Origin of the sequence: Saccharopolyspora kobensis, from assembly GCF_900108315.1 — a bacterium.
Classification (GTDB): domain Bacteria; phylum Actinomycetota; class Actinomycetes; order Mycobacteriales; family Pseudonocardiaceae; genus Saccharopolyspora; species Saccharopolyspora kobensis.
Map to the genome: position 1 here is coordinate 42,819 of NZ_FNVB01000017.1, position 20,658 is coordinate 63,476.

Below are 20,658 nucleotides of genomic sequence, written 5' to 3' on the forward strand. Positions count from 1 at the left end.
CAGGACCGCACGCCTCTGCAGCGCGCGGTCCCTTGCGCGCTGCGCGAAACGACGATGACAGGGGTTTTCGACAGCGTGGCTAAATCGGTCAGGACTGCTAAGTCGGCGTTGGCCGCCCGAGCCCGGCAGCTGCTCGCCACCGAGGCGGGCGCGCCGGACCCGAGGCAGCGCCAGTACGCCGTGCTGGTGCTCGTCGCAGTGGTCGCGGGGACCGCGGTGGGCTGGCTGTTCGACCTGCAGACCCCCGCTCTGCTGGCCGGGCTGACCGCGGTGCTCGCGCTGGTCGCCACCGGCGGCCAGTCGCTGCGCTCGGACCTGCGCCGGTTCGTCTGGTTCACCCCGGCACTGGTGCTGGTGATGACGATCGGGCCGCTGCTGGCGAACATCCCGGTGCTGGCCGGCCTGGTGGTGGCGCTCGTCGTCTTCGGCTCCGGCATGCTGCCCGCGCTCGGCGAGCACTACCGGATCGGCGGGCAGACCTTCGCCGCGGCGACCCTGGTGTCCACCACGACCGGCATCGGCAGCGACCAGCCGGTGTGGATGCTGCTGGCCGCCTCCGCCTCCGGCGCGGCGTTCGCCCTGCTGCTGCGGGTGATCATCGGGCTGAGCGATCCCGGCCGCGCCACCCGCGTCGCCGTCGCGCGGACGCTGCTCGAACCCGGCCCCGGCGTGGTGGAGTCGGCTGCCGCTGCCTGGCGGGCGGACGGCTCCAGCACCTGGCTCGGCGAGGTGCTGGCCGGTGCCGCGCGCTTCCGCGCCGCGCGCGAGACGCTGCTCGCGCAGGCCCAGCAGAGCGATCGCATCGAGGCCGACCGGCTGCAGCGGATCGTGGCGGAAGCCGATCAGGTCGCTGCGGAGCTGGCCAGGGCCGTTCGCTCCCGCGCCTGCACCGGCCTGCCCTACGCAGCGCGGCGCGACCCGTCGGAAGCGGTGCTGTCCCGCGGCGGGCGGCAGGACCTGCCGGAGGCCGTGCGCGGCATCAACCAGGGCCTCGACCGCATCCGGGCCACCGTGGTCCGCCGCGTCGAGACCCCGCTGCCGCCGCAGGCGCCCGGAGCGCGCCGGGAGCGGCTGATCGGCGCGGTGCGCGCGCACCTGTCGTTCCGGTCATCGCTGTTCCGGCACTCGATCCGCTGCACGCTCGCGGTCGCCTTCGGCATGGTCATCGTGCTGCTGCTGCGCGATCCTTCGGCGTCGAGCCTGCTGCTCGCGCTGTACGTGGTGCTGCAGCCCGCGGCGCGCGACAGCATGACCGGCGCGCTGGAGCGCACCGGCGGCGCGGTGCTGGGCGTGACCGCGCTGGCCATCCTGATCACCCTGCTGCCCGGTGCTTTCCTGCTGGTGCCGCTGGTGATCGGCGGCATGCTGCTGAGCATGCCGCGGTTGCGCAGCGAGTACCAGACGCTGCTGGGCTGCCTGATCGTGATCACCGTCGTGGACCAGGCGATGCGGCTGGACCGGCCGCTGGTGAACGTCGGGATCAGCTTCGCCGCGAACACCGCGGTCGGCGCGGCCATCGCGCTGATCGTCGGCTACGTCGCGTACCTGGTGCTGCCCAGCAGCATCCTGCCGGACGTCCGGGGCGCGGTGCGCTCGACGGTGTGGTCGGTGTCCGAGCTGCTGCGCAGCGTCCGGGCGGCAGGCCAGGGCGTCGACCTGCCCGCGGCGCTGCAGGCGGCGAACGTGCTGGCGCTGCGGCGCACTCAGGACCTGCTGGGCATGCCAGCGCTGCTGGACGGCACGGGCGAGGAGACCGACGACGACCGCGCGACGCGCGACGCGGCGGTCGCGCTCGACGCCCTGCGCCAGGACGTCGCGACGCTGGCGTTCCGGCCGGAGGCCGAGCAGGCGGTGGCGGTCCCGGCGCTGCGCGCGGTGGACGACCTGCTGGGCGGCAAGGCGACGGCGAAGATCCCCGACGTCCCGGAGGGCAGCGCTCCGGCGACGGAGCTGCTGGCCAGCTCGCTGCTGGAGAACGCCCTGCACGCCCGCCAGGCGATCGACCGCACCTTCGGCTACGACAACCCGTGGAAGAGCTACACGATCTCCTTCGTGCGCCCGGAGCGCCTCCACATCCGCTGAGTCCTCGACGACCGGCCGACCCCGGTCGAAAAGCCAACCCTGGCAGGACGACGGCGCGGCCTCCGCATGCCCCCGGCGTCTGCCTTCTCCGGCGCCCGCCTCCTCCGGCGCCCGCGCCCTCCGGCGTGTCGTGACCTGACACGCCGGAGGGGAGGCGTTTTCAATGGAAATCAGACGTGCGATTTCCATTGAAATTGCGCGGATCCCGACGCCCCGTCGGCGTGTCGGGTGCCGACACGCCGACGGGTGCGCAACTTCAATTGAAATCGAAGCGCTGATTTCCATTGAAATTGCGGAGGACTTGCCGGGGGGGCGCTGGATCAGGCCATGGGGCGGCCCGGGCTGGAGGCTTCCGCCCAGAAGCGCTTGGGGATCCGGCCCGCCTGGGACGCCAGGCGCCCCGCTTCGACCGCGGAGCGCATCGCCGACGCCATGCGCTCCGGGTCCTGGGCCCTGGTCACCGCCGTGGCCAGGAGGACCGCCGAGCAGCCCAGCTCCATCGCCAGCGCCGCGTCCGAGGCCGTGCCGATGCCCGCGTCGAGCACGATCGGCACCGAGGCGCGGGAGACGATCATCTCGATGTTGTGCGGGTTCCGGATGCCCAGCCCCGTTCCGATCGGCGAGCCCAGCGGCATCACCGCGGCGCAGCCGATCTCCTCCAGCTTCAGCGCCAGGACCGGGTCGTCGTTGGTGTAGGCCAGCACCACGAAACCCTGGTCGACCAGCTGTTCCGCGGCGTCCAGCAGTTCCACCGGGTCGGGCAGCAGGGTGTCGTCGTCGGCGACGACCTCCAGCTTGACCCAGTTCGTCTCCAGCGCCTCGCGCGCCAGCTGCGCGGTCAGCACCGCCTCGGCCGCCGTCCGGCAGCCCGCCGTGTTCGGCAGCGCTTCGATGCCGAGCTTGCGCAGCAGGTCGAGCACGCCGGTGCCGCCACCGGCGTCCGCGCGGCGCATGGCTACGGTGGTCAGCTCGGTTCCGGACGCGATCAGCGCGCGCTCCAGGACCGCGAGGTTCGTCGCCCCTCCGGTCCCGGTGATCAGCCGCGAGCCGAACTCGCGACCGGCGATCAGCAACGGGTCGTCCACGTCATCCTCCTTGCACTGCGGTGAGGACCTCGATAGCGGCGCCGGGCCGCAGGTCGGTCCCGGGCCAGCTGCTGCGGGGCACCACCGCTCCGTCCACGGCCACCGCCACGCCCCGTTCGGGAACGCCGAACTCGGCGAGCACCGCGGCGAGCCCGGCGCCGTCGGCGACCTGCTTCGACTGCCCGTTGATCACGACGTGCACTGCTGTCCTCCCCATCGGTTCGGATCGGTGGCCTTGATCAGCGCGTCCGGTTCGTCGCCGCGCAGCAGCGCGAGCACCGCGTCCGCGGTCACCGGCGCGAGCAGGAACCCGCCGCGGTGGTGCGCGGTGGCGGCCAGCACGCCCGGCTCCAGCCAGCCGAGCACCGGCAGGTTGTCGTCGGTGCTCGGGCGCAGCCCGGCCCTGGCCTCGACCAGCTGGTACTCCGCGATGCCCGGCATCACCTGCTCGGCGTCGGCGATCAGGTCTCGCACGCCGCCCAGGGTGACTTCGGTGTCGAACCCGACTTCGTACTGGGTGGCGCCGAGCACCAGTCCCCCGTCGTCGCGCGGCACCAGGTAGACCGGTCGGCCGTGCACCGGTCCGCGAACGGTGCGGCTCGGCGGCGGCAGCGCGGTGGCCCGCGCGCGCAGCCGCAGGATCTCGCCCTTGACCGGCCGGATCCGGCCGCGCAGCGACGGGTGCAGCTCGCCGGAGCGCGCGCCCGCGGCGATCACCGCCACATCGCAGTCCACAGTTGAATCTTCCAGCTCCACCACGCCCGCGCGGACGGCTCTCGCCGGCGCGGCGACGAATTCCACTCCGGCCGCCGTCGCCGCCGCGCGCAACGCGGCCAGCGCCGAGCGGTTGTCGACCGCGAGATCTCCCGGGACTTCGAGCCCGCCGCGCACCGCGGGCCCCAACGACGGTTCGAGCCGCCGCACCTCGCGGCCGGAAAGCCTGGTCACGCTGCGGCCCTGGCGGGAGAGGTAACCGGCCAGCTCGTCGAGCTCGGCGCGATCCGCGCTGTCCACGCCCACCACCAGCGTGCCCTCGCGGCGCAGCCCGGACGGCAGGCCGGACGCGCGGCTGAGCTCGTCGGCGAAACCGGGCCACCGCTCCAGCGAGGTGCTGCCCAGTTCCAGCAGCTCCTCCTCGCCGGGCCAGGCCTCGGCGATCGGCGCCAGCATGCCGCCGGCCACGAAGGACGCACCAGAAGCCGGTTCCGGATCGACCAGCTGCACGCGGTGCCCGGCAGCTGCTGCGCGCCAGGCGACCGACAACCCGATCACTCCGCCGCCGACCACGACGACGTGTGCGGTACGCAATTCAGACACTCCACGCTCCCTGCGCCGGCATGACCCGGATCAGGTTCGACGGTCGGGGCCAACGCCCCCTCTCAGCCCGGCGACCGGGCTCCCGTGCTCACCGCCTTACACCGTACCTGCCGACATCGCCGACTCCGAGCCCTGTTCGCCCGCGCAGCGGATTCCTTCCCCGCCGCGAGCGCGGAGCGCTCGTTCCGGCGGAGGCGCCCGCACCGCGAGACGAGTAGGGCGCGAACGAGTGGAGTTACGCTGTGGGACATGCCTGGAATGGACGGCTTCGGCATTCGCGCCCGCCTCAACGAGGCGCGGCTCTACCTGTGCACCGACGCTCGCACCGAGCGCGGCGATCTCGCGGAGTTCGTGGACGCCGCGCTCGCCGGCGGTGTCGACATCGTGCAGCTGCGCGACAAGCAGCCCGGTGGTGCACCGCTGGAAGCGCGCCACGAGCTGACGGCGCTGGAGGTGCTGGCCGAGGCGTGCGTCCGGCACGGAGCTCTGCTCGCGGTCAACGACCGCGCCGACGTCGCGCTCGCCGCCGAAGCGGACATCCTGCACCTGGGCCAGGACGACCTGCCGGTGGACATCGCGCGGCGCATCGTCGGCGATCAGATCGCGATCGGCCGGTCCACGCACGACGTGGTGCAGGCCGACGCCGCGGCGGCCGAGCCGGGCGTGGACTACTTCTGCACCGGCCCGGTGTGGACGACGCCGACCAAGCCGGGCCGCGCGGCGGCCGGGCTCGACCTGGTCCGGCACGCCGCGGAGCACCGCGGCCACGGTCGGCCGTGGTTCGCCATCGGCGGCATCGGCCCGGAGAACCTCGACGACGCGCTCAAGGCAGGCGCCGAGCGCGTCGTGGTGGTCCGGGCGATCACCGAGGCCGAAGATCCCCGCGCAGCAGCCCGCGAACTCCGCGACCGCCTCCCCTGACCAGATCGGCGTCAATTCCGCGCGGAATCGACCGACCCCCTGCGCGACGCGGCCCCCGGTCGAGGACCGGGGGCCGCGCGGGGAGACGGGTTTACTGGGTGAGCAGGGTCAGGCCGTAGGTCTGCAGGATCGGGTTCACCGGCTGGTAGTAGGTCGTGCCGCCGGAGCTGCAGTTGCCCGAGCCGCCCGAGGTCACGCCCTGGGCCTGGTCGTTGGTGATGAACGAGCCGCCGGAGTCACCCGGCTCGGCGCAGGCGCTGGTGCGGGTCAGGCCGGTCACCGTGCCCTGCGGGTACTGCACGGACTGGTTCTTGGCCTCCAGCGTGCCGCACTGCCAGCCCGTGGTCGAGCCCGAGCGGCAGATCGAGGAGCCCTCGGAGGCCTCGGTCGAGCCCGCGACGCCGATGGTGGTGCCGTCGTACTTGTTCACCAGCGGCTCCGGGGTGTCGGAGCTGACGCTGACCCAGGCGTAGTCGTTGCCCGGGAAGGTCGAGCCCTCGAAGCGCCCGGTGGGCTGGGAGGTCGTCGCACCGGTCTGGCCGCAGTGGCCGGCGGTCACGAACCCGCCCTGCACCGAGAAGCCGACCGAGCAGCGGCTGCCGCTGCCGATGTAGTAGGCGTTGCCGCCGATCACGGCGTAGGTCCGCGGGTTCTCCAGGGATTCGACGACGCGCACGGCCTCGCTGAGGACGCCGGTGGCCTGGACGAACTGGGCCGCCAGAGCCGCGGAACCGGGCCGGGTGGTGAGGATGACCGCGTTCTCGCTGGCCTTGTGGTACCAGCCCGAGACGGCCTTCGGGGCGTCGGCGCTGCGCGCGTTGAGGCCCGCGATGACGCCGTTGAGCTGCTCAGCGCTGAAGTTGGCCAGCCGCGGCACCGCGCCCGCCGCGCGCACCTCGTCGAAGCGCGCCTGGTCGGTGACCAGCACGACGAGCTTGCCCTGCTGGGCGTCGAAGTACGAGCCGCCGTAGGCGCCGCCCAAGGACTGGCTCAAGGTCTGCTCCACCCGGGCGGCCTCGGCCTCCTGGTCGAACCGCTGCAGCGCCTGGTCCCGGGTCAGGCCGAGGTCGCGCTGCATCGCATCGAGCTGGGTCGTCGCCGCCGGGGTCTCCGGCGGAGCGGATCCGGTAGCGGTCGCCGGCATCGTGAGGGCGGCCACCGTTCCGGCTGCCAGCATCACGGACCCGGCCAACCGAGCCGCGAGTCTGCGCTTCATCTGTTGTCTCCCTCTTTGTGAGCTGGATCTCTTCAGCCCCCGTCGCGCTGCCAGTATCAGAGGACTACTGCGGTCCCACATCCACCTTTTGCCTCAGCATGCGCAAAAACGGCCTGATCGAGGTAGCCCGGCGGCCGTTCGCACCACCCGGGGATTGGTCCGCCGACCGGCCCGAGGTGCCACTTTCGACGGTGGACGCGAAGCGGGAAATATGAAGAACGCTCACAAACGGCGAAGTGCCGGTCCTGCCCAAGACCAACCGGGCATTCCGGACTCGGAAGCGCGGTGGTCGCGGGCAGAACCGGCACTGTGCACAGCCGGCGGATCACTCCGGACGGAGCTGATCCTGGAACCGCTCCGTCGGCGGCGTCGGCTGGTTCGGCTCCTGCGTCCGAGTCGGCTGCTGGGTCGGCGTCTGCTCCGTCGACGGCGACTGGGTCGGCTGCCGGCTCGGCTGCGGGTTCTCCGGCGTCGGCTGCTGGGTGGGCTCCTGCGTCGGCCGGACCTCGGTGGTCGGCGCGGGTTCGCGGGTCTGCGTCCGCACCGGCTTCTCGACCTCCTCGGCGGGCGGAGCCACTTCCTTGCGGGGCTCGCGGTCCAGCACCTGGCCGAGCGTGGTGCCGCTCTCGCCGCCGGACAGCGGACGTCCGGTGATCCCCTCGAAGCCGGTGACGACCAGCATGCTCACCACGAACGCGACCGCGCAGGTGGCCGCCGCCACCACCCAGCGCATCCTCCGCTTGCGCCGGTCGACCGGCGGCGACACCGGGGCTTCGGCCCTCTCCACGGCCAGCAACGTGGTCGACTCGTCGATCTTCCTGGTGCCCTCGGAATCGACGACCTGCTCACCGCCGGGCCAGTGCATGCCGGACTCCACGCGGATCCGGCGGGTCACCTCCGGCGACAGCAGGCGCGTCGACTCGTCCTGCGCCTTCGCCGCGCCGCGGGCCTCGGTCGCCAGCTGGCGGGCATGGGCGCGCGTGGCGCGCTTGGCCTTCACCGCAGCGTGCAGCGCCTTGTCCCGGGCGCTCTCGAACGAGCGCTGGTACAGCGCGCCGCCGACGGTGATGATCACGCTCGTCATGGCCGCACCGATGACGGTGCCCGCCACCCCGAGCTTGGAACCCAGGAACGCCGCTGTCACCGACGCGGTGGCCGCCCCCGCGACCTGCGCCGGCTTGATCTCGATCTTCTTGGACTTCTCCTCGTCCGAGTCCTTCTCATCCGGCTCGCCCTGCGGATCCTCTTTCTGCCTGACCATGGCTCCCACGCACTTCGAACGCACTCTCTCCAGAACGGAAAACGGTCGATGGCGCGGCTTTTCTCCTGATCAGCGCGTTTCGTGAGTACTCCCACTCCGCGTAACGGCCTGTCGGCGAAGCCGTCCGCGCTGGTGCTCCGAGCACGCACGCGAAGTGAGCACCCGCGGGTTCTGAGCGTTCTGCGGCCCCTCCGCCGCGCATTCGGCCATGCATCGGGAGGGACCCGCAGCCCGGGGAAGCACTCGGGTTCCGCCACCCAGCCAGAACAACCACCTGCGGTTTCTGACTCGGCGGGTGGATCAGCTCGGCGGGTTGAGGCGGGCGACGAACTTGTACCGGTCGCCGCGGTAGATCGAGCGCACCCACTCCACCGGGCGGCCCTCGGTGTCGAAGGAGTGCCGGGACAGCAGCAGCATCGGCAGGCCCACCTCGGAGCCCAGCAGCTCGGCCTCCTCCGGGCTGGCCAGCGCGGTCTCTATCGTCTCCTCGGCGTGCCCGAGCTCGACCTCGAAGTTCTCCCGCAGCACCTGGTACAGCGAGCCGCCGGACTCCAGCCGGCCGGTCAGGCCGCGGAACCGGCTCAGCGGCAGGTGGGTGGTCTCGATGGCCATCGGCTCACCGTCGGCCAGCCGCAACCGGCGCAGCCGCAGCACGGTGGCGCTGGGCCGGGTGTCCAGCAGGGCGGCCAGCTCGGGATCGGCGGGCTCCTCGACGACCTCCAGCAGGCGGGAGGTGGGCTGCCTGCCGTGCGCCCGCATGTCCTCGGTGTAGCTGCTCAGCTGCAGCCGCTGGGCGACCTTCGGCTTGGCCGCGAAGGTGCCCTTGCCCTGCACCCGCAGCAGCCTGCCCTCCACCGTCAGCTCGGCCAGCGCCTGGCGCACGGTGGTGCGGGAGACGTCGAACTCGGCGGCCAGCGACCGCTCGGTGGGAATCGGCGATCCCGGCGGCAGCGAGCGGAGCATGTCCAGCAGATGTTGCTTGAGCCCCCAGTACTTCGGTTCGCGTTGCGCGCGACCCGATGAGTCCGCCCCGCCGGACACGGACGTTTCGAGCATCGTTCCTCCTACCGCCACAACCTTGCCACCCCAGAAGCGCCGTGGTCGTCGCCTCGCCGAAGTCGTCCAGACCTCTTCAGCATGCCCGAACCGAACGGCGCGGCGAGCACCGTCGCCCCATCCGGGCCAGACGGCGATCGACTCCTGAAGCTCAAGCCAGCCTTATGCGTGGGTGAACAGTAACCCCGCGAACCCTTGACATCGGGTGTGCGGCACCACAATCCTCATCGCATTGGTCTACACCAAAAGCTTGCAACTCCGCACTGCGGCGGAGGAAGGGGCGAAAATTGAAGGCCTGGAAAGCGCTCGCGGCCGCGGCCGCGCTGTCGTTGACGTTAGCCGGATGCGGTGGGGGACCCGGCGCCAGCGACAACACCCTGACGGTCTGGCTGATGGACGGTTCCGCGTCCGACGCGTTGATCGACGAGCTCAACGCCGAGTTCGAGCAGACCCACCCGGGCATGAAGGTGGACTACCAGATCCAGCAGTGGAACGGCATCCAGGACCGCCTGACCACCGCGCTGGCCAGCGACGACCCGCCGGACGTGATCGAGCTCGGGAACAGCCAGAACCCGCAGTTCTCCGCCGAGGGAACGCTGCTCGACCTGACCGCCGACGCCGAAGCGCTGAACAAGTCGCAGTGGGTCCCGGCGCTGGGCGAGTCCGGCGCCTGGGAGGGCAAGCAGTACGGCGTGCCGTTCTACGCCGCCAACCGCGTGGTGGTCTACAACAAGGAGCTGTTCGACAAGGCGGGCATCACCGAGATGCCCACCAACCGCGAGCAGCTGCTGGGCGTCCTGGCCAAGCTGCAGCAGACCCACGGCTCGGACCCCGAGTTCCAGTCGCTCTACCTGCCCGGTCAGTCCTGGTACGCGCTGCTGTCGTTCGTCTGGGACTCCGGCGGTGAGCTCGCGGTGCAGGAGGGCCCGAACTACCAGGGCGCGCTGGACACCGAGCAGGCCCGCGAGGGCATCGCGTTCTACCAGCAGCTGGTCAAGGAATCGGCCACCAAGGCACCGGCCGACACCGACGAGGCCGAGCCGCAGCAGGCCGAGATCTACGCCAAGGGCAAGACCGCGATGATGATCGCGCTGCCCTGGGAGGTGCAGACCGCCGCCGAGCAGAACCCGCGGATCGCCGAGATCTCCGGCGCCTTCCCGATCCCGTCGAAGTTCCCGGGCAAGACCGCGCCGGTGTTCCTCGGCGGCTCGAACCTGGCGATCCCGGCGGGCAGCGCCGACGCCGAGGCCGCCAAGGACTACCTGAAGCTGCTGACCAGCCAGAAGTACCAGACCAAGATCGCCCAGAGCGGTGTCGTGCCGGGTGCTTCGCAGGACACCAGCGCGCTGGAGTCCAACCCGGTCAGCGCCGCGATGGCGATCGCGTCCAAGGCGGGCAAGGTGCCGCCCGCCGTTCCGCAGTGGGCCGCCGTCGAGTCCGGGCAGAACCCGCTGAAGGACATGATGACGGCCGTGCTGACCGGCCAGAAGACCATCGTGGAGGCCACGGTGGAGGCCAACGACAAGATCGACAAGCTGCTGGCGGCGAAGAACTGATCATGACCGCCACGCACACCCGCCCGGCGCCGCCCCCGAATGACGGTGTCGCTGCCCTACCTGCTGATGGCGCCCGCGGTGCTGGCCCTGGTCGTGCTGCTCGGCTGGCCCGCGGTGAACGTGATCATCACCAGCTTCCGCAAGCTCGACCTCGGCGAGCTCACCCGCGGTGAGGTCGTCTGGGCCGGCTTCGACAACTACGCGCAGATCCTCACCGGGTCCGACTTCTGGGTCATCGCGCTGCGGACCGTGGTGTTCACCGCCGCCATGGTCGGCGCCACGGTCGTCATCGCGCTGCTGCTGGCGCTGCTGATGAACCACATCCCGGTGGTGCCGCGGGTGGTGCTGCAGATCAGCCTGCTGCTGGCGTGGGCGATGCCGCAGCTGGCCGCGACGACGGTGTTCCAGTGGATCTTCGACCAGCAGTTCGGGATCCTGAACAAGACGCTGGTGCTGCTGGGCTTCGACTCCTTCGAAGGCGCCTCCTGGTTCGCCAGCGGCACCAGCACGCTCACCGTGGTCGGCATCCTGATCGTCTGGCAGGCCGTGCCGTTCGTGGCGATGACGCTCTACGCCGCGCTGCTCAGCGTGCCGAAGGACCTGTACGAGTCGGCCGGGATCGACGGCGCGAACGGCTGGCAGACCTTCTCCTCGATCACCTGGCCGCACCTGAAGCCGGTGCTGATGATCGTGACGTTCCTGTCGATCCTGTGGGACTTCAAGGTGTTCTCGCAGGTCTGGGCGGTCCGCGAGGGCGGCCCGAACGGTGAGAGCACCACGCTGCCGGTGCTGCAGTACCTGGAGGGCATCGCCGGCAAGCACTTCGGCGTGGCCGCCGCGGTCAGCGTGCTGATGGTGATCGTGCTCGTCATCGTCTGCGCCCAGTACCTGCGCCTGCTGCTGCGGTCCCAGGAGGGAGAGCTGTGACGATCCGCCGAATCGGGCTGTCCGCGCTGGCCCTGGCCATCGCGCTGGTGTTCGCGTTCCCGACCTACTGGATGTTCACCAGCTCGATCAAGCCGCGCGGCGAGGTGCTGTCCACGTCCTACGACCTGGTGCCCAGCGCGGTCACGCTGGAGAACTACACGACCGCGCTGTTCGGCTCGGACTTCCTGCGCTACCTGGGCAACAGCCTGCTGGTCACGCTCACCGCGGTGTTGTGCTCGCTGGTCGCGGGCACCCTGGCGGCGCTGGCGATGAGCCGGTTCCGCTTCCGCGGGCGCAAGGGCTTCCTGATGCTCGTGCTGGTCGCCCAGATGGTGCCGTTCGAGGCGCTGATGGTGCCGATGTTCCTGTTCATGCGGGACCTCGGGCTGCTCAACAAGCTGCCCGCGCTGATCCTGGTGTACTGGATCACCACGCTGCCGTTCACCATCTGGTCACTGCGCGGGTTCATCGACGGGATCCCGATCGACCTGGAGGAGGCCGCCATGGTGGACGGCTGCAGCCGGGCCGAGGCGTTCCGCCGGGTCACCCTGCCGCTGCTGGGCCCGGGCCTGGTGGCGACCTCGGTGTTCGCCTTCATCACCGCGTGGAACGAGTTCCTGTACGCGCTGGTGCTGATGCGCTCCGAGGACCTGCAGACGCTGCCGGTGTTCCTGAAGACCTTCCAGACCGCGTTCGGCACCGACTGGGGAGCGACGATGGCGTCGGCGACCCTGTTCACCCTGCCGGTGCTGGTGTTCTTCCTGATCGTGCAGCGCAAGATGGTCTCCGGCATCACCGCCGGAGCCGTCAAGGGCTGACAAGCCGACGGCCGCCTCCACGAGCCGGGCTTTCCGGCTGTGGAGGCGGCCGCCTTCGTTCCGGGCGAAGATTGAGCCCCGGGGCCGTTCCCGAGTACGATTGGTCTAGACCTCAATCGAAGGGATGGGCCGATGACCGCCACCCACGGCCAGCACATGGCCGACGAGATCCGCCAGCAGCCCGCGATCTTCGCCGACCTGCTGGCCACCCGGGACGCGATCGCCGAGGTCGCGGCGACCATCGCGCAGCGCCGCCCGCGCTTCGCGCTGCTCGCCGCGCGCGGCTCCAGCGACCACGCCGCCCTCTACGCGAAGTACCTGGTCGAGACCCTGCTGCAGCTGCCCGCCGGGCTGGCCTCGCCGTCCACCACCACGCTGTTCGGCGCGCAGCCGGACCTGACCGACGTGCTGCTGATCTCGGTGAGCCAGAGCGGCGGCTCGCCGGACCTGCTGGAGGTCACCGAGTCCGCCCGCAAGCAGGGCGCGCTGACGGTCGCGGTCACCAACACCGCCGACTCGCCGCTGAACTCGGCCGCCGAGCTGTCGGTGGACGTCCGCGCGGGCCGCGAGCAGGCCGTCGCGGCGACCAAGACCTACGGCGCCACGCTGCTGGCGCTCTACCTGCTGATCGACGCGGTGCGCGGCGGCACCGGCGAGCAGGCGGCGAAGCTGCCGGAGCTGGCCGAGACCACCCTGGCGGACGGCAAGGACGCCGTCGACGAGGCGGTCGGCCGCTACCGCTTCCTGGAGCGGATGGTCACCACCGCGCGCGGCTACTCGCTGGCCACGGCCCACGAAGCGGCCCTGAAGCTGGCCGAGACCAGCTACCTGTCGGCCCGCTCCTACAGCGGTGCGGACCTGCTGCACGGCCCGGTCGCGGCGGTCGACGCGGACACCGCGGTGCTCGCGCTGGCCAGCCAGGGCATCGGCGGCGCGGCGATGCGCGAACCGCTGGAAGCGGTGTCCCAGCGCGGCGCGGACATCTGCGCGATCGGCTCGGCGGCCGCGGACATCCCGGCCAGCCACCGGATCCCGGTCCCGGCCTGCGCGGAGGAGCTGGCCCCGGTCCTGGAGATCCTCCCGGTCCAGCAGCTGGCCCTCGGCCTGGCCCTCGCCCGCGGCTTCGACCCGGACAACCCCCGAGGCCTCAACAAGGTCACCCGGACCCGCTGACCCACGACGGGGCCTGCCGACGGCGGCAGGCCCCGCACCAGCTCCCGCACACCATTTCGCCAGGTCAAAGCCCGTGAGCGTTTTGCGGCGCCATAACCCCGCAAACCACTCACGACCCAAGCCCAGCCGAAACAGCCGCCACCGCCGAAGCAGGAGCAGCGCGGCAAGCCCGGAAACCGGCCCCGACCAGAACCCGGCAGCCGCGAGGCGAGGTGAAGTGGCGAGGCCAGTCGGCGGGCCGGCCATCGTCAGGCAAGCGGCGGAGCCGCTTTCGGCGGTGAACGGCGACCGCAACGCACTGCTGGCACCGCGCGGAAGGTGCCGCACGCGCCGCAGCCGCATAACCCGCCCACGCCGCTTGCACCGCCGCGGGTTCTCAGACGTCGCCTGGCGAGGACAGTCTGTTCGCCGTGCATCGGACATACATAAGAACGGGCTCCCGCAGTCGAGGCGGCGTCTGAGGTTCCGCCACCCGCACCGCCACGCAGATCAGCCAGCGGAAACTAGAGAAGAGCCCGCCTCACCGAGGGGGCGGGGTGGGGCGGGCATCGCCAGGTTACGCCGAACGGAGCAGGCCGCACACGTCGGGGCGCGGGCTCGGACAGAGGACAAAGTCCTCAGATGTCGTACACCTCTCGGGCGTTCGCGTCGAAAACCGCCGTGCGGTGCCGGTCGTCCAGGCCCGACGTCAGCCGCCTGGCCACGTCGATGACCTGGCCGTACTCCGCCGCCAGCAGGCACACCGGCCAGTCGGAGCCGAACATCAGGCGGCGCGGGCCGAAGGCCTCCAGCACCACGTCCACGTAGGGCTGCAGGCTCACCGGATCAGGTTGCCGGGCCCAGTCGTCCTCGGTGACCAGACCGGACAGCTTGCACACCACGTTCGGGTGAGCCGCCAGCGCTCGGATGCGGTCCGCCCACGGCTGCAGCTCACCGCTGGCAACCGGTGGTTTCGCGCAGTGGTCGAGCACGAATGTCAGCTGCGGGAACTGGCCGACGGCCTTGATCGCGGCGGGCAGCTGCTCGGTGCGGACCAGCAGCTCGTAGACCAGGCCGGCGTCCTCCACCGCGGCCAGCCCGTTGAGCACGTCGGGCCGGACCAGCCAGTCCGGGTCGGGTTCGCCCTCCACCTGGTGGCGGATGCCCTTCAGCCAGCCGCCGGACGGGTGGGTCTGCAGGCGGCCGATCCGTTCGCGCACGTCGCGGGCGGTCAGGTCGACCCAGCCGACGACCGCCGCGATGCGGTCCACCGAGTCGGCCAGCACCAGCATCTCGGGGGTCTCGTCCGGGTCGGAGACCGTCTGTACCAGCACCGTGGCGTCCACCCCGCTGCCCTTCAGCGCGGCCTGCAGGTCGGCGGGCCGGAAGTCGCGGCGCAGCGGCTCCATCTCGGGCCCGGTGATCCACGGCTGGTCGCGGACGTCGAGGTCCCACAGGTGGTGGTGGGTGTCGACGGTCACTGTTCCGCCTCTCCGCGATTTTCAGTGGTGGTTGCGTCCGGAGTCGATCTCACGCTTGGGGGTTTCTTGTGGCTGGGTTGCATCACGGTCCCCTGACTGAGGTGCGGTTGAGCAGGACTCCGGTTGACACAAGAGCGTCAACGGCCCTCCTCGTCCACTTCGGACGGTGCCTGCCAGGCGAGGTCGACCATGGTGCTTCTCCCGGGATGATCGCGCAAACGCCTCGATGTATAGCCGTTCCCGAACGCGGAATCCAGCGATTGGCGAGAACAGTCATGTTCGATTTTCTTGTCGTGCGCGGGACCGGGAACGCGTAGAAATGTCGCATGCCCGACGCAGCAGCGGTGGTTCTCGGTATGGACGTCGGCGGCACCAGCAGCCGCGCCCTGATCAGCGACCTGTCCGGCCGCGTGCTGGGCGTCGGCGAAGCCGCCGGCGGCAATCCGAATTCGCACCCGGCCGACGAGGCGGTGCGGCAGATCGCGACCGCCACCCGGGCCGCCCTGCGCGACGTCGATCCGGCGGCCGTGCGCGCTGCGGTGATCGGGATGGCCGGGGTCAGCAAGATGGCCGACCCGCTGTTCCGCGACCTGTTCGAGCGGGAGTGGGGACGCCTGGGCCTGAGCTGCGAGCTGAGCGCGATCAGCGACTGCGAGGTGGCCTTCGCGGCCGGAACCCCGGAACCGGACGGCACGGTGCTGATCGCGGGCACCGGGGCGATCGCGGCCCGCATCGAGCAGCACCGGCTGATCGAGGTCGCGGGCGGCTACGGCTGGCTGCTCGGCGACGAGGGCTCGGCCTACTGGCTCGGCCGCGAAGCCGTCCGCGCCACGCTCGGCGCGCTGGACCGCGGCGAGCCGCTGCACGGCCTCACCGCAGCCGTCCGGGAGGCCCTCCTGCCCGGTGATCCGGAGGCCCACCGCAAGCAGCTGATCACCGCGGTGCACGCGGCACCGCCGATCCGGCTCGCCGAGCTCGCCCCGCTGGTCACCAAGGCCTCGGACCCGGTGGCGACGGAGATCGTCGAGCGCGCGGCGCGGGTGCTCGTCGACACCGCGGCGCGGACCCGCGCACCCGACGACGACACCCCGATCGTCCTGGCGGGCGGCCTGGTGGCACCGGAGAACCCGCTCGGCAAGACGCTCCGGACGGAACTGGCCTCCAGGGGCTTCCCGGCCCCGCACACGGCGGGCCCCGGAGCAGCGGGCGCGGCCTGGCTAGCGGCCCTGGACCTCACCCCGGACCCAAAAACCCTCCACACCCGCCTGCTCCCACCCTGACCCACCACCCACGAATGTCGGTGCACCCCGACCTCCCCGAGACGTCGGACTGTCCCGAGCGCCCCAGGACAGCAGGGAGTCCCGAGCCCCCTAGACGTCGAGGAGTCCCGAGCACCCCAGGACATCGAGGTATCTCGAGCTCCCCTGGACGGCGGGGAGTCCCGAGTCCCCCAGGACATCGAGGAGTCCCGAGTCCCCGTGAACGGCGGGGTCCCGAGTCCCCGTGAACGGCGGGGTCCCGAGTTCCCGTGGACGGCGGGATGCCCCGAGGTCCCGGCGCATCGGTGTCCGCGGGCAACTCACCGCAAGTTCAATGGAAATCAGATGTCCGATTTCAATGGAAGTTGCGGATCCGTCGGCGTGTCAGACCCCGACACGCCGACGGTCTGCAATTTCAATTGAAATCACACGTGCGATTTCAATTGAAATTGCACCGGGACCCCGCGGGTCAGCGGAGGAGGCCGGTGTCGGTGAGGGCCTTGCGGATGACTTCCAGCTCCGCTTCGTCGGCTTCGACCAGCGGCAGCCGGAGACCGCCCACCCGGTGGCCCAGCAGGTTCAGCGCCGCCTTGACCGGGATCGGGTTCGTCGTCACCGACATGGCCGCGTACAGCGGCTTGAGCGAGGCGTCGATCTCCGCCCGGTTCTCCGGCTCGTCGACCATCCGGCGCATCTGCTCGCCCGCCAGGTGGCTGGCCACCAGGATGCCGCCGCAGCCGCCGAGGTCGAGGGCCCGGGCGAAGCCGTCGTCGTTGCCCGCGTACAGCCCGAGGCCGTCGATCTGGGCGAGTGCGGCGTTGTCCGCCTGCTTGACGTAGTCGATGTGCTCGACCTGGGCGAGCTCGGCGAGCAGGTCGTCCTCCAGCGCCAGCCCGATCCGCGACGGCACGTTGTAGAGCACCACCGGCTTCGCGGTGGCCCGCGCGATCTCGGTGAAGTGGCGGACGAGCCCGCGCCGGTTGGGCCGGTTGTAGTACGGGGTCACCGACAGCACCGCGTCCGCGCCGAGCTCGACCGCTCGCGCGCTCATCTCGCAGGCGTGCGCCGTGTAGTTCGAGCCGGTGGAGGCGATCACGGTGGCCCCGGCGGGCCGCTCCGCGCAGGCGAGCTCGATCAGCCGCAGGTGCTCCTCGGCGGTGAGCGTCGGAGCCTCACCGGTGGTCCCGCAGACCACCACGCCGTCCGAGCCGTGGTCGATCAGGTACCGGAACAGGGACAGGAAGGCCGCTTCGTCGACGCGCTGCTGCTCGTCGAACGGGGTGACGATCGCGGTGATCACGCTGCCGAGAGACATGAGCGCATTCTGCGCGCGCCGCCTCGGGCTGTCACTCCGGGGTACCGGCTGCCGCGCGCGGATGCCTCAGCCCCGGGTGCTCCGCGGGCAGCGACCGGCGCACGACCCACCAGCTGCCCGCCACGCACACCGCGACCAGCGGCCAGGTCAGCACCACCTGCGAGATCGTCAGCGGGCCGATCGCGTCGAGCAGCCAGAGCGGGATGAACACCGCCAGCCGCACCACGTACTGACCGACCCACACCCAGCTCGCCCGGCTGTACGCGCGCAGGAGGTCCGGGTCCTGGCGCCACCGCCGCGCCTGCCCGAGCGCCGTGCCGACCACGACGCCCAGCAGCGGCCACCGGATCGCGATGCTGGTCATCCAGGCGAGCGCGCTGAGCGCGTTGGTCACCAGGCGGGGCAGGAAGAAGTCCACCACCTCCCCGGTGTACAGCGCGATGAGCGCGCCGAGCGCCACGGCCAGCAGGCTGATCAGCACCGCCAGCGGGCGTGCCCGCTGCGACAGCCGCCAGCCCGCGACCACCGCGCCCACCACCACCGCCACAAGGCCGCCGATGGCGATCGACTCGCCGCTGAGGTACCACCCGAGGCCGAAGGCGACGGGCGGCAGCATCGCATCGATCGCGCTGCCCCAACCGCCGAGCAAGCGCATGAACGAATCGCGGTCGTCCGAGTGCTCGACGATCTCCGCCTGCCGGTCCTGCGTCACGCCCCCAGCCTGCCCCAAGGGTTGCCTTCCTCGCACCCACCCGTGTTGCGAACCTCTTTTCGCCCTGGTCCGGTACTCGTTCCGGGGCGAGTGTCGGATCGGGCCGGTCGCGTTCGTAGTAGTGGTGAAGCCCGCCCGCTCGGGGCGGCACGAGAAGAGGAGCGCACCATGAGCACCACCTTCACCGTCGACTTCTTCTGCAGCGTGGACGGCTACGGCTCGGCCACGGGTTGGCCCGGGTACTGGGGCAAGGAGGGCCCGGAGGTCCGCGAGGACCGGGTGCGCACCTTCGCGCAGGACCAGGTGCTCGTCTTCGGCGCGACGACGTTCCGGCTGTTCCGGGACTTCGTGGTCGAGTACGACGAGCCCTACTACGCCAGCATGAACGAGCTGCCGAAGATCGTGTTCTCCAGCACGCTCGAAGAGCCGCTCGGCTGGCAGAACTCGACGGTCCTCAACGAGGACGCGGTGGTGGCGGTCGAGCGCCTGAAGCGCACCACCGACGTTCCGATGCGATCGCACGGCAGCATCTCGCTGAACCGGGCGCTGCTCGCCGCGGGCCTCGTCGACCGGCTGGAGATCATGATGTTCCCCGCCGTCACGGGCCGCGCGGGCGAAGCCGCCCTGCTCCACGGCGGGGCCGAGCTCGACCTGGAGCTCGTCGAGTCGACGGTCCTCGACGGCCGGACGCAGAAGCTCGTCTACGTCCCGCACCTCCACGGGGAGATCCCCGAGGGCGTCGGGCCGCAGCGCCGGAACGCGGTGTGACGCTGTGCCCGCCTCGGAGGCCCACATCTCCGGGGCCTGCGTCAGATGTGGTTCCGGCGGGTTCGGTCTAGCAGGGCGGCCAGCTGGCCGGCGATGGCTCGCTTGTCCGCCGGGTGGCAGGTCACCACGTCCTGTCCCTCGGCGCGCTCGCCCTGCAGGGCGTAGCGGCCCTGGTCGTTGTCGAACCAGATCAGGTTCGGCAGGCGCGGACCGCTGCGGCGGTCGCCGCTGACCACGAAGTGGCCGAGCCGGAACTTCTGGCGCGAGGTGATCGCGCGCAGCTCCGCCAGGCCCTCGATGCCCGCGTCCGACGGGTGCCCGTTGCTGCGATCGGCCACCGCGCGCACCGCCTCCCCGGCTCCCGGCGGGGCGTCGGGCAGCAGGTCGGCGCAGGCCCGCGGCAGCACGTCCGGGGCCAGGAAGCTCATCCGCAGGCCGCGGCCGTCGAGCACGCCGACGACCCCGACCTCACCGGTCGCCACCACCCGCGCGGCCAGCCGGTGCCCGGCGCGCACGTCGAGCAGCCCGGCCGCCGCGATCGACACCTCGGAGCTGCACAGCAGGTAGAGCGCGTCCTCGACCTCCGGCTCCGGGCGGCCGTTGCGGGCCAGGCCGGTGGACTCCAGCTCCTGCCAGACCTGCTGCACCAGCCGGTTGCGGTCCTCGCCCAGCTCGCCGAGCCGGGGCAGCTCGAACGGGTACTGCCGCACGGTGAGGTTCAGCTGCTCACCGAGCAGGTCGACCGCGGGGATCGACAGGTTGATCGTCTCGACCATCGCACGCTCTCTTCGAGGTCTGGGTGCCCGCGCTAGGCGGTTGATGCCTTTTCTTCGGGCCGAAGCCGCGAGGCGCGTCGCGACAACGGCGTGAGCTGCAAGCGCGCAGCGCTCGACCCGCTCCCGCAGCTCGCACCGCCGCGCCTTCTCAGCGGTTTCCCGGCGAGGGCGGCCCGGCCGCCGTGCATTGCGGTCCAGGGAACCGCTGAGAGCCCGCCGCGCAGAACGAGCCTGGGATCACGCATCTAGAAGTCCCGGTAGCTCGATGACGACTCGCCGAGCACCGGCGGCGCCACCAACCGGCCTTCGCCGTCGTCCTCGTCGAAGAGCTCGTCGGCTTCGATCAGGAACTGCGGTACGACGTTGCGGCCGTCCTCGCCCGGCTTGTAGCCCGAGCCGACCTGCAGGTCGTCGTCGCTGCGGCGTTCTTCCTTGAAGTCGTCGGCCGACCACGTGGTGTTCCGGCCGTAACCGGCGCGCGCGGACGAACTCGCCAGCGCACCCGCCGAGCCCATCGGGCCGAACCCGCCGTCGGCGCGCTGCGCGAACTTCGGCGCCCGGGCGGGCACCACCGGACGCTGCGGCGTCGGCTGCGGCTGAGGTGGTTCCGGCTGCCGCGGCGGCTCCGCGCGCGGCGGAGCGGGCTGCGGCGGGCGGGCCGGTGGCCGAGCGCTCTCCGGGGGCGGAGGCCCCGGGGCGACCGGTGGGCGCGGCGGCGGACCGCCCAGGGCCGGACCGCCCGTCGGCGGAGACGGCGGCCCCTGCGGAGCGGGGGCGTGCGGCGGCTCGGCAGGCGGAGGCGGACCCGCGAGGCGCGGAGCCTCGGGCGGCAGCGGACGGCCCGGAGGGCCGTCGAGCGGAGCTTCGTGCCGCGGCGGAGCCGCGGGGACCGGGCCGCTCGGCGGCCCGACGTCGGGCCGCGGCGGCGGGCCGTCGAGCGGCGGCACGTCCGGCGG

At 71.6% G+C, this 20,658-nt stretch carries 18 protein-coding genes, 1 pseudogene and 1 riboswitch; of the genes and pseudogenes, 8 read left to right on the forward strand and 11 right to left on the reverse strand.

Annotated elements, in window-relative coordinates:
- The first annotated feature begins 75 nt into the window (after window positions 1-75).
- Entirely contained in the window at window positions 76-2,082 is a 2,007-nt protein-coding gene (locus tag C4T78_RS37360) for an FUSC family protein (RefSeq protein WP_268876696.1), read from the forward strand.
- Between the two features lie 320 nt (window positions 2,083-2,402).
- Here the strand turns inward: C4T78_RS37360 and C4T78_RS34630 are convergent, their stop codons facing one another.
- The 3 genes from C4T78_RS34630 to thiO all read right to left on the reverse strand — a co-directional run bounded on the left by C4T78_RS34630 (window position 2,403) and on the right by thiO (window position 4,475).
- The gene (locus C4T78_RS34630) at window positions 2,403-3,167 is read right to left on the reverse strand and encodes a thiazole synthase (protein ID WP_093357801.1); all 765 of its coding nucleotides are present in this window, start codon (window positions 3,165-3,167) and stop codon (window positions 2,403-2,405) included.
- A gap of 1 nt (window position 3,168) precedes the next feature.
- A complete protein-coding gene (gene thiS, locus C4T78_RS34635; protein ID WP_093158442.1) occupies window positions 3,169-3,369 on the reverse strand; it encodes a sulfur carrier protein ThiS in 201 nt (66 codons plus the stop codon).
- Window positions 3,357-4,475 (reverse strand): glycine oxidase ThiO, encoded by a 1,119-nt coding sequence (gene thiO, locus C4T78_RS34640; RefSeq protein ID WP_093357800.1) that lies wholly within the window; start codon window positions 4,473-4,475, stop codon window positions 3,357-3,359. Before thiO ends, thiS begins: the two co-directional genes overlap by 13 nt.
- Window positions 4,475-4,580, reverse strand: a riboswitch (TPP riboswitch). It overlaps the preceding gene by 1 nt.
- Window positions 4,581-4,733: 153 nt before the next feature.
- Here thiO and thiE point away from each other — a divergent pair.
- Window positions 4,734-5,405, forward strand: a complete 672-nt coding sequence (thiE, locus tag C4T78_RS34645; protein WP_093357799.1) for a thiamine phosphate synthase — start codon at window positions 4,734-4,736, stop codon at window positions 5,403-5,405.
- 91 nt (window positions 5,406-5,496) lie between these two features.
- On the opposite strand, the gene C4T78_RS34650 is transcribed toward thiE, so the two are convergent.
- The 3 genes from C4T78_RS34650 to C4T78_RS34660 all read right to left on the reverse strand — a co-directional run bounded on the left by C4T78_RS34650 (window position 5,497) and on the right by C4T78_RS34660 (window position 8,938).
- Entirely contained in the window at window positions 5,497-6,621 is a 1,125-nt protein-coding gene (locus C4T78_RS34650; protein WP_093357798.1) for a S1 family peptidase, read from the reverse strand.
- A gap of 325 nt (window positions 6,622-6,946) precedes the next feature.
- On the reverse strand, window positions 6,947-7,882 hold the full coding sequence (locus C4T78_RS34655) for a hypothetical protein (protein ID WP_093357797.1): 936 nt from the start codon (window positions 7,880-7,882) through the stop codon (window positions 6,947-6,949).
- A gap of 300 nt (window positions 7,883-8,182) precedes the next feature.
- Window positions 8,183-8,938: a GntR family transcriptional regulator gene (locus tag C4T78_RS34660; protein ID WP_093357796.1), complete on the reverse strand. Its 756-nt coding sequence runs from the start codon at window positions 8,936-8,938 to the stop codon at window positions 8,183-8,185.
- A gap of 287 nt (window positions 8,939-9,225) precedes the next feature.
- Between C4T78_RS34660 and C4T78_RS34665 the strand changes: the two genes are divergently transcribed.
- The 4 genes from C4T78_RS34665 to C4T78_RS34680 all read left to right on the forward strand — a co-directional run bounded on the left by C4T78_RS34665 (window position 9,226) and on the right by C4T78_RS34680 (window position 13,412).
- Complete coding sequence (locus C4T78_RS34665) at window positions 9,226-10,494, forward strand: extracellular solute-binding protein (RefSeq protein ID WP_093357795.1); 1,269 nt, start codon at window positions 9,226-9,228, stop codon at window positions 10,492-10,494.
- Window positions 10,495-10,533: 39 nt separating this feature from the next.
- Window positions 10,534-11,421 carry a carbohydrate ABC transporter permease gene (locus C4T78_RS34670; RefSeq protein WP_103908197.1) on the forward strand — a complete coding sequence of 296 codons (888 nt, stop codon included), beginning with the start codon at window positions 10,534-10,536 and terminating at the stop codon, window positions 11,419-11,421.
- A complete protein-coding gene (locus C4T78_RS34675; protein ID WP_093357793.1) occupies window positions 11,418-12,239 on the forward strand; it encodes a carbohydrate ABC transporter permease in 822 nt (273 codons plus the stop codon). Before C4T78_RS34670 ends, C4T78_RS34675 begins: the two co-directional genes overlap by 4 nt.
- Window positions 12,240-12,371: 132 nt before the next feature.
- Window positions 12,372-13,412 carry an SIS domain-containing protein gene (locus tag C4T78_RS34680; RefSeq protein ID WP_093357792.1) on the forward strand — a complete coding sequence of 347 codons (1,041 nt, stop codon included), beginning with the start codon at window positions 12,372-12,374 and terminating at the stop codon, window positions 13,410-13,412.
- A gap of 617 nt (window positions 13,413-14,029) precedes the next feature.
- Here the strand turns inward: C4T78_RS34680 and C4T78_RS34685 are convergent.
- A complete protein-coding gene (locus C4T78_RS34685) occupies window positions 14,030-14,872 on the reverse strand; it encodes an amidohydrolase family protein (RefSeq protein WP_093357791.1) in 843 nt (280 codons plus the stop codon).
- 326 nt (window positions 14,873-15,198) lie between these two features.
- Here C4T78_RS34685 and C4T78_RS34690 point away from each other — a divergent pair, with 326 nt between their 5' ends.
- The gene (locus C4T78_RS34690; RefSeq protein WP_093357790.1) at window positions 15,199-16,152 is read left to right on the forward strand and encodes an N-acetylglucosamine kinase; all 954 of its coding nucleotides are present in this window, start codon (window positions 15,199-15,201) and stop codon (window positions 16,150-16,152) included.
- Between the two features lie 448 nt (window positions 16,153-16,600).
- Here the strand turns inward: C4T78_RS34690 and dapA are convergent, their stop codons facing one another.
- Together dapA and C4T78_RS34700 are read right to left on the reverse strand one after the other, a co-directional pair.
- Window positions 16,601-17,446, reverse strand: coding sequence for a 4-hydroxy-tetrahydrodipicolinate synthase (gene dapA / locus C4T78_RS34695; protein ID WP_093357788.1), 846 nt, complete (start codon window positions 17,444-17,446; stop codon window positions 16,601-16,603).
- Window positions 17,447-17,477: 31 nt separating this feature from the next.
- On the reverse strand, window positions 17,478-18,158 hold the full coding sequence (locus C4T78_RS34700; RefSeq protein ID WP_235863838.1) for a DUF3159 domain-containing protein: 681 nt from the start codon (window positions 18,156-18,158) through the stop codon (window positions 17,478-17,480).
- A 168-nt stretch (window positions 18,159-18,326) separates the two neighbouring features.
- On the opposite strand from C4T78_RS34700, the gene C4T78_RS34705 reads away from it, so the two are divergent.
- Window positions 18,327-18,926: a dihydrofolate reductase family protein gene (locus tag C4T78_RS34705; protein ID WP_093357787.1), complete on the forward strand. Its 600-nt coding sequence runs from the start codon at window positions 18,327-18,329 to the stop codon at window positions 18,924-18,926.
- 41 nt (window positions 18,927-18,967) lie between these two features.
- On the opposite strand, the gene C4T78_RS34710 is transcribed toward C4T78_RS34705, so the two are convergent.
- Both C4T78_RS34710 and C4T78_RS36855 read right to left on the reverse strand, forming a co-directional pair.
- Window positions 18,968-19,702, reverse strand: a complete 735-nt coding sequence (locus C4T78_RS34710; protein WP_093357786.1) for an ESX secretion-associated protein EspG — start codon at window positions 19,700-19,702, stop codon at window positions 18,968-18,970.
- Window positions 19,703-19,947: 245 nt separating this feature from the next.
- A pseudogene (locus C4T78_RS36855) lies at window positions 19,948-20,658 on the reverse strand (hypothetical protein); the annotation flags it as partial.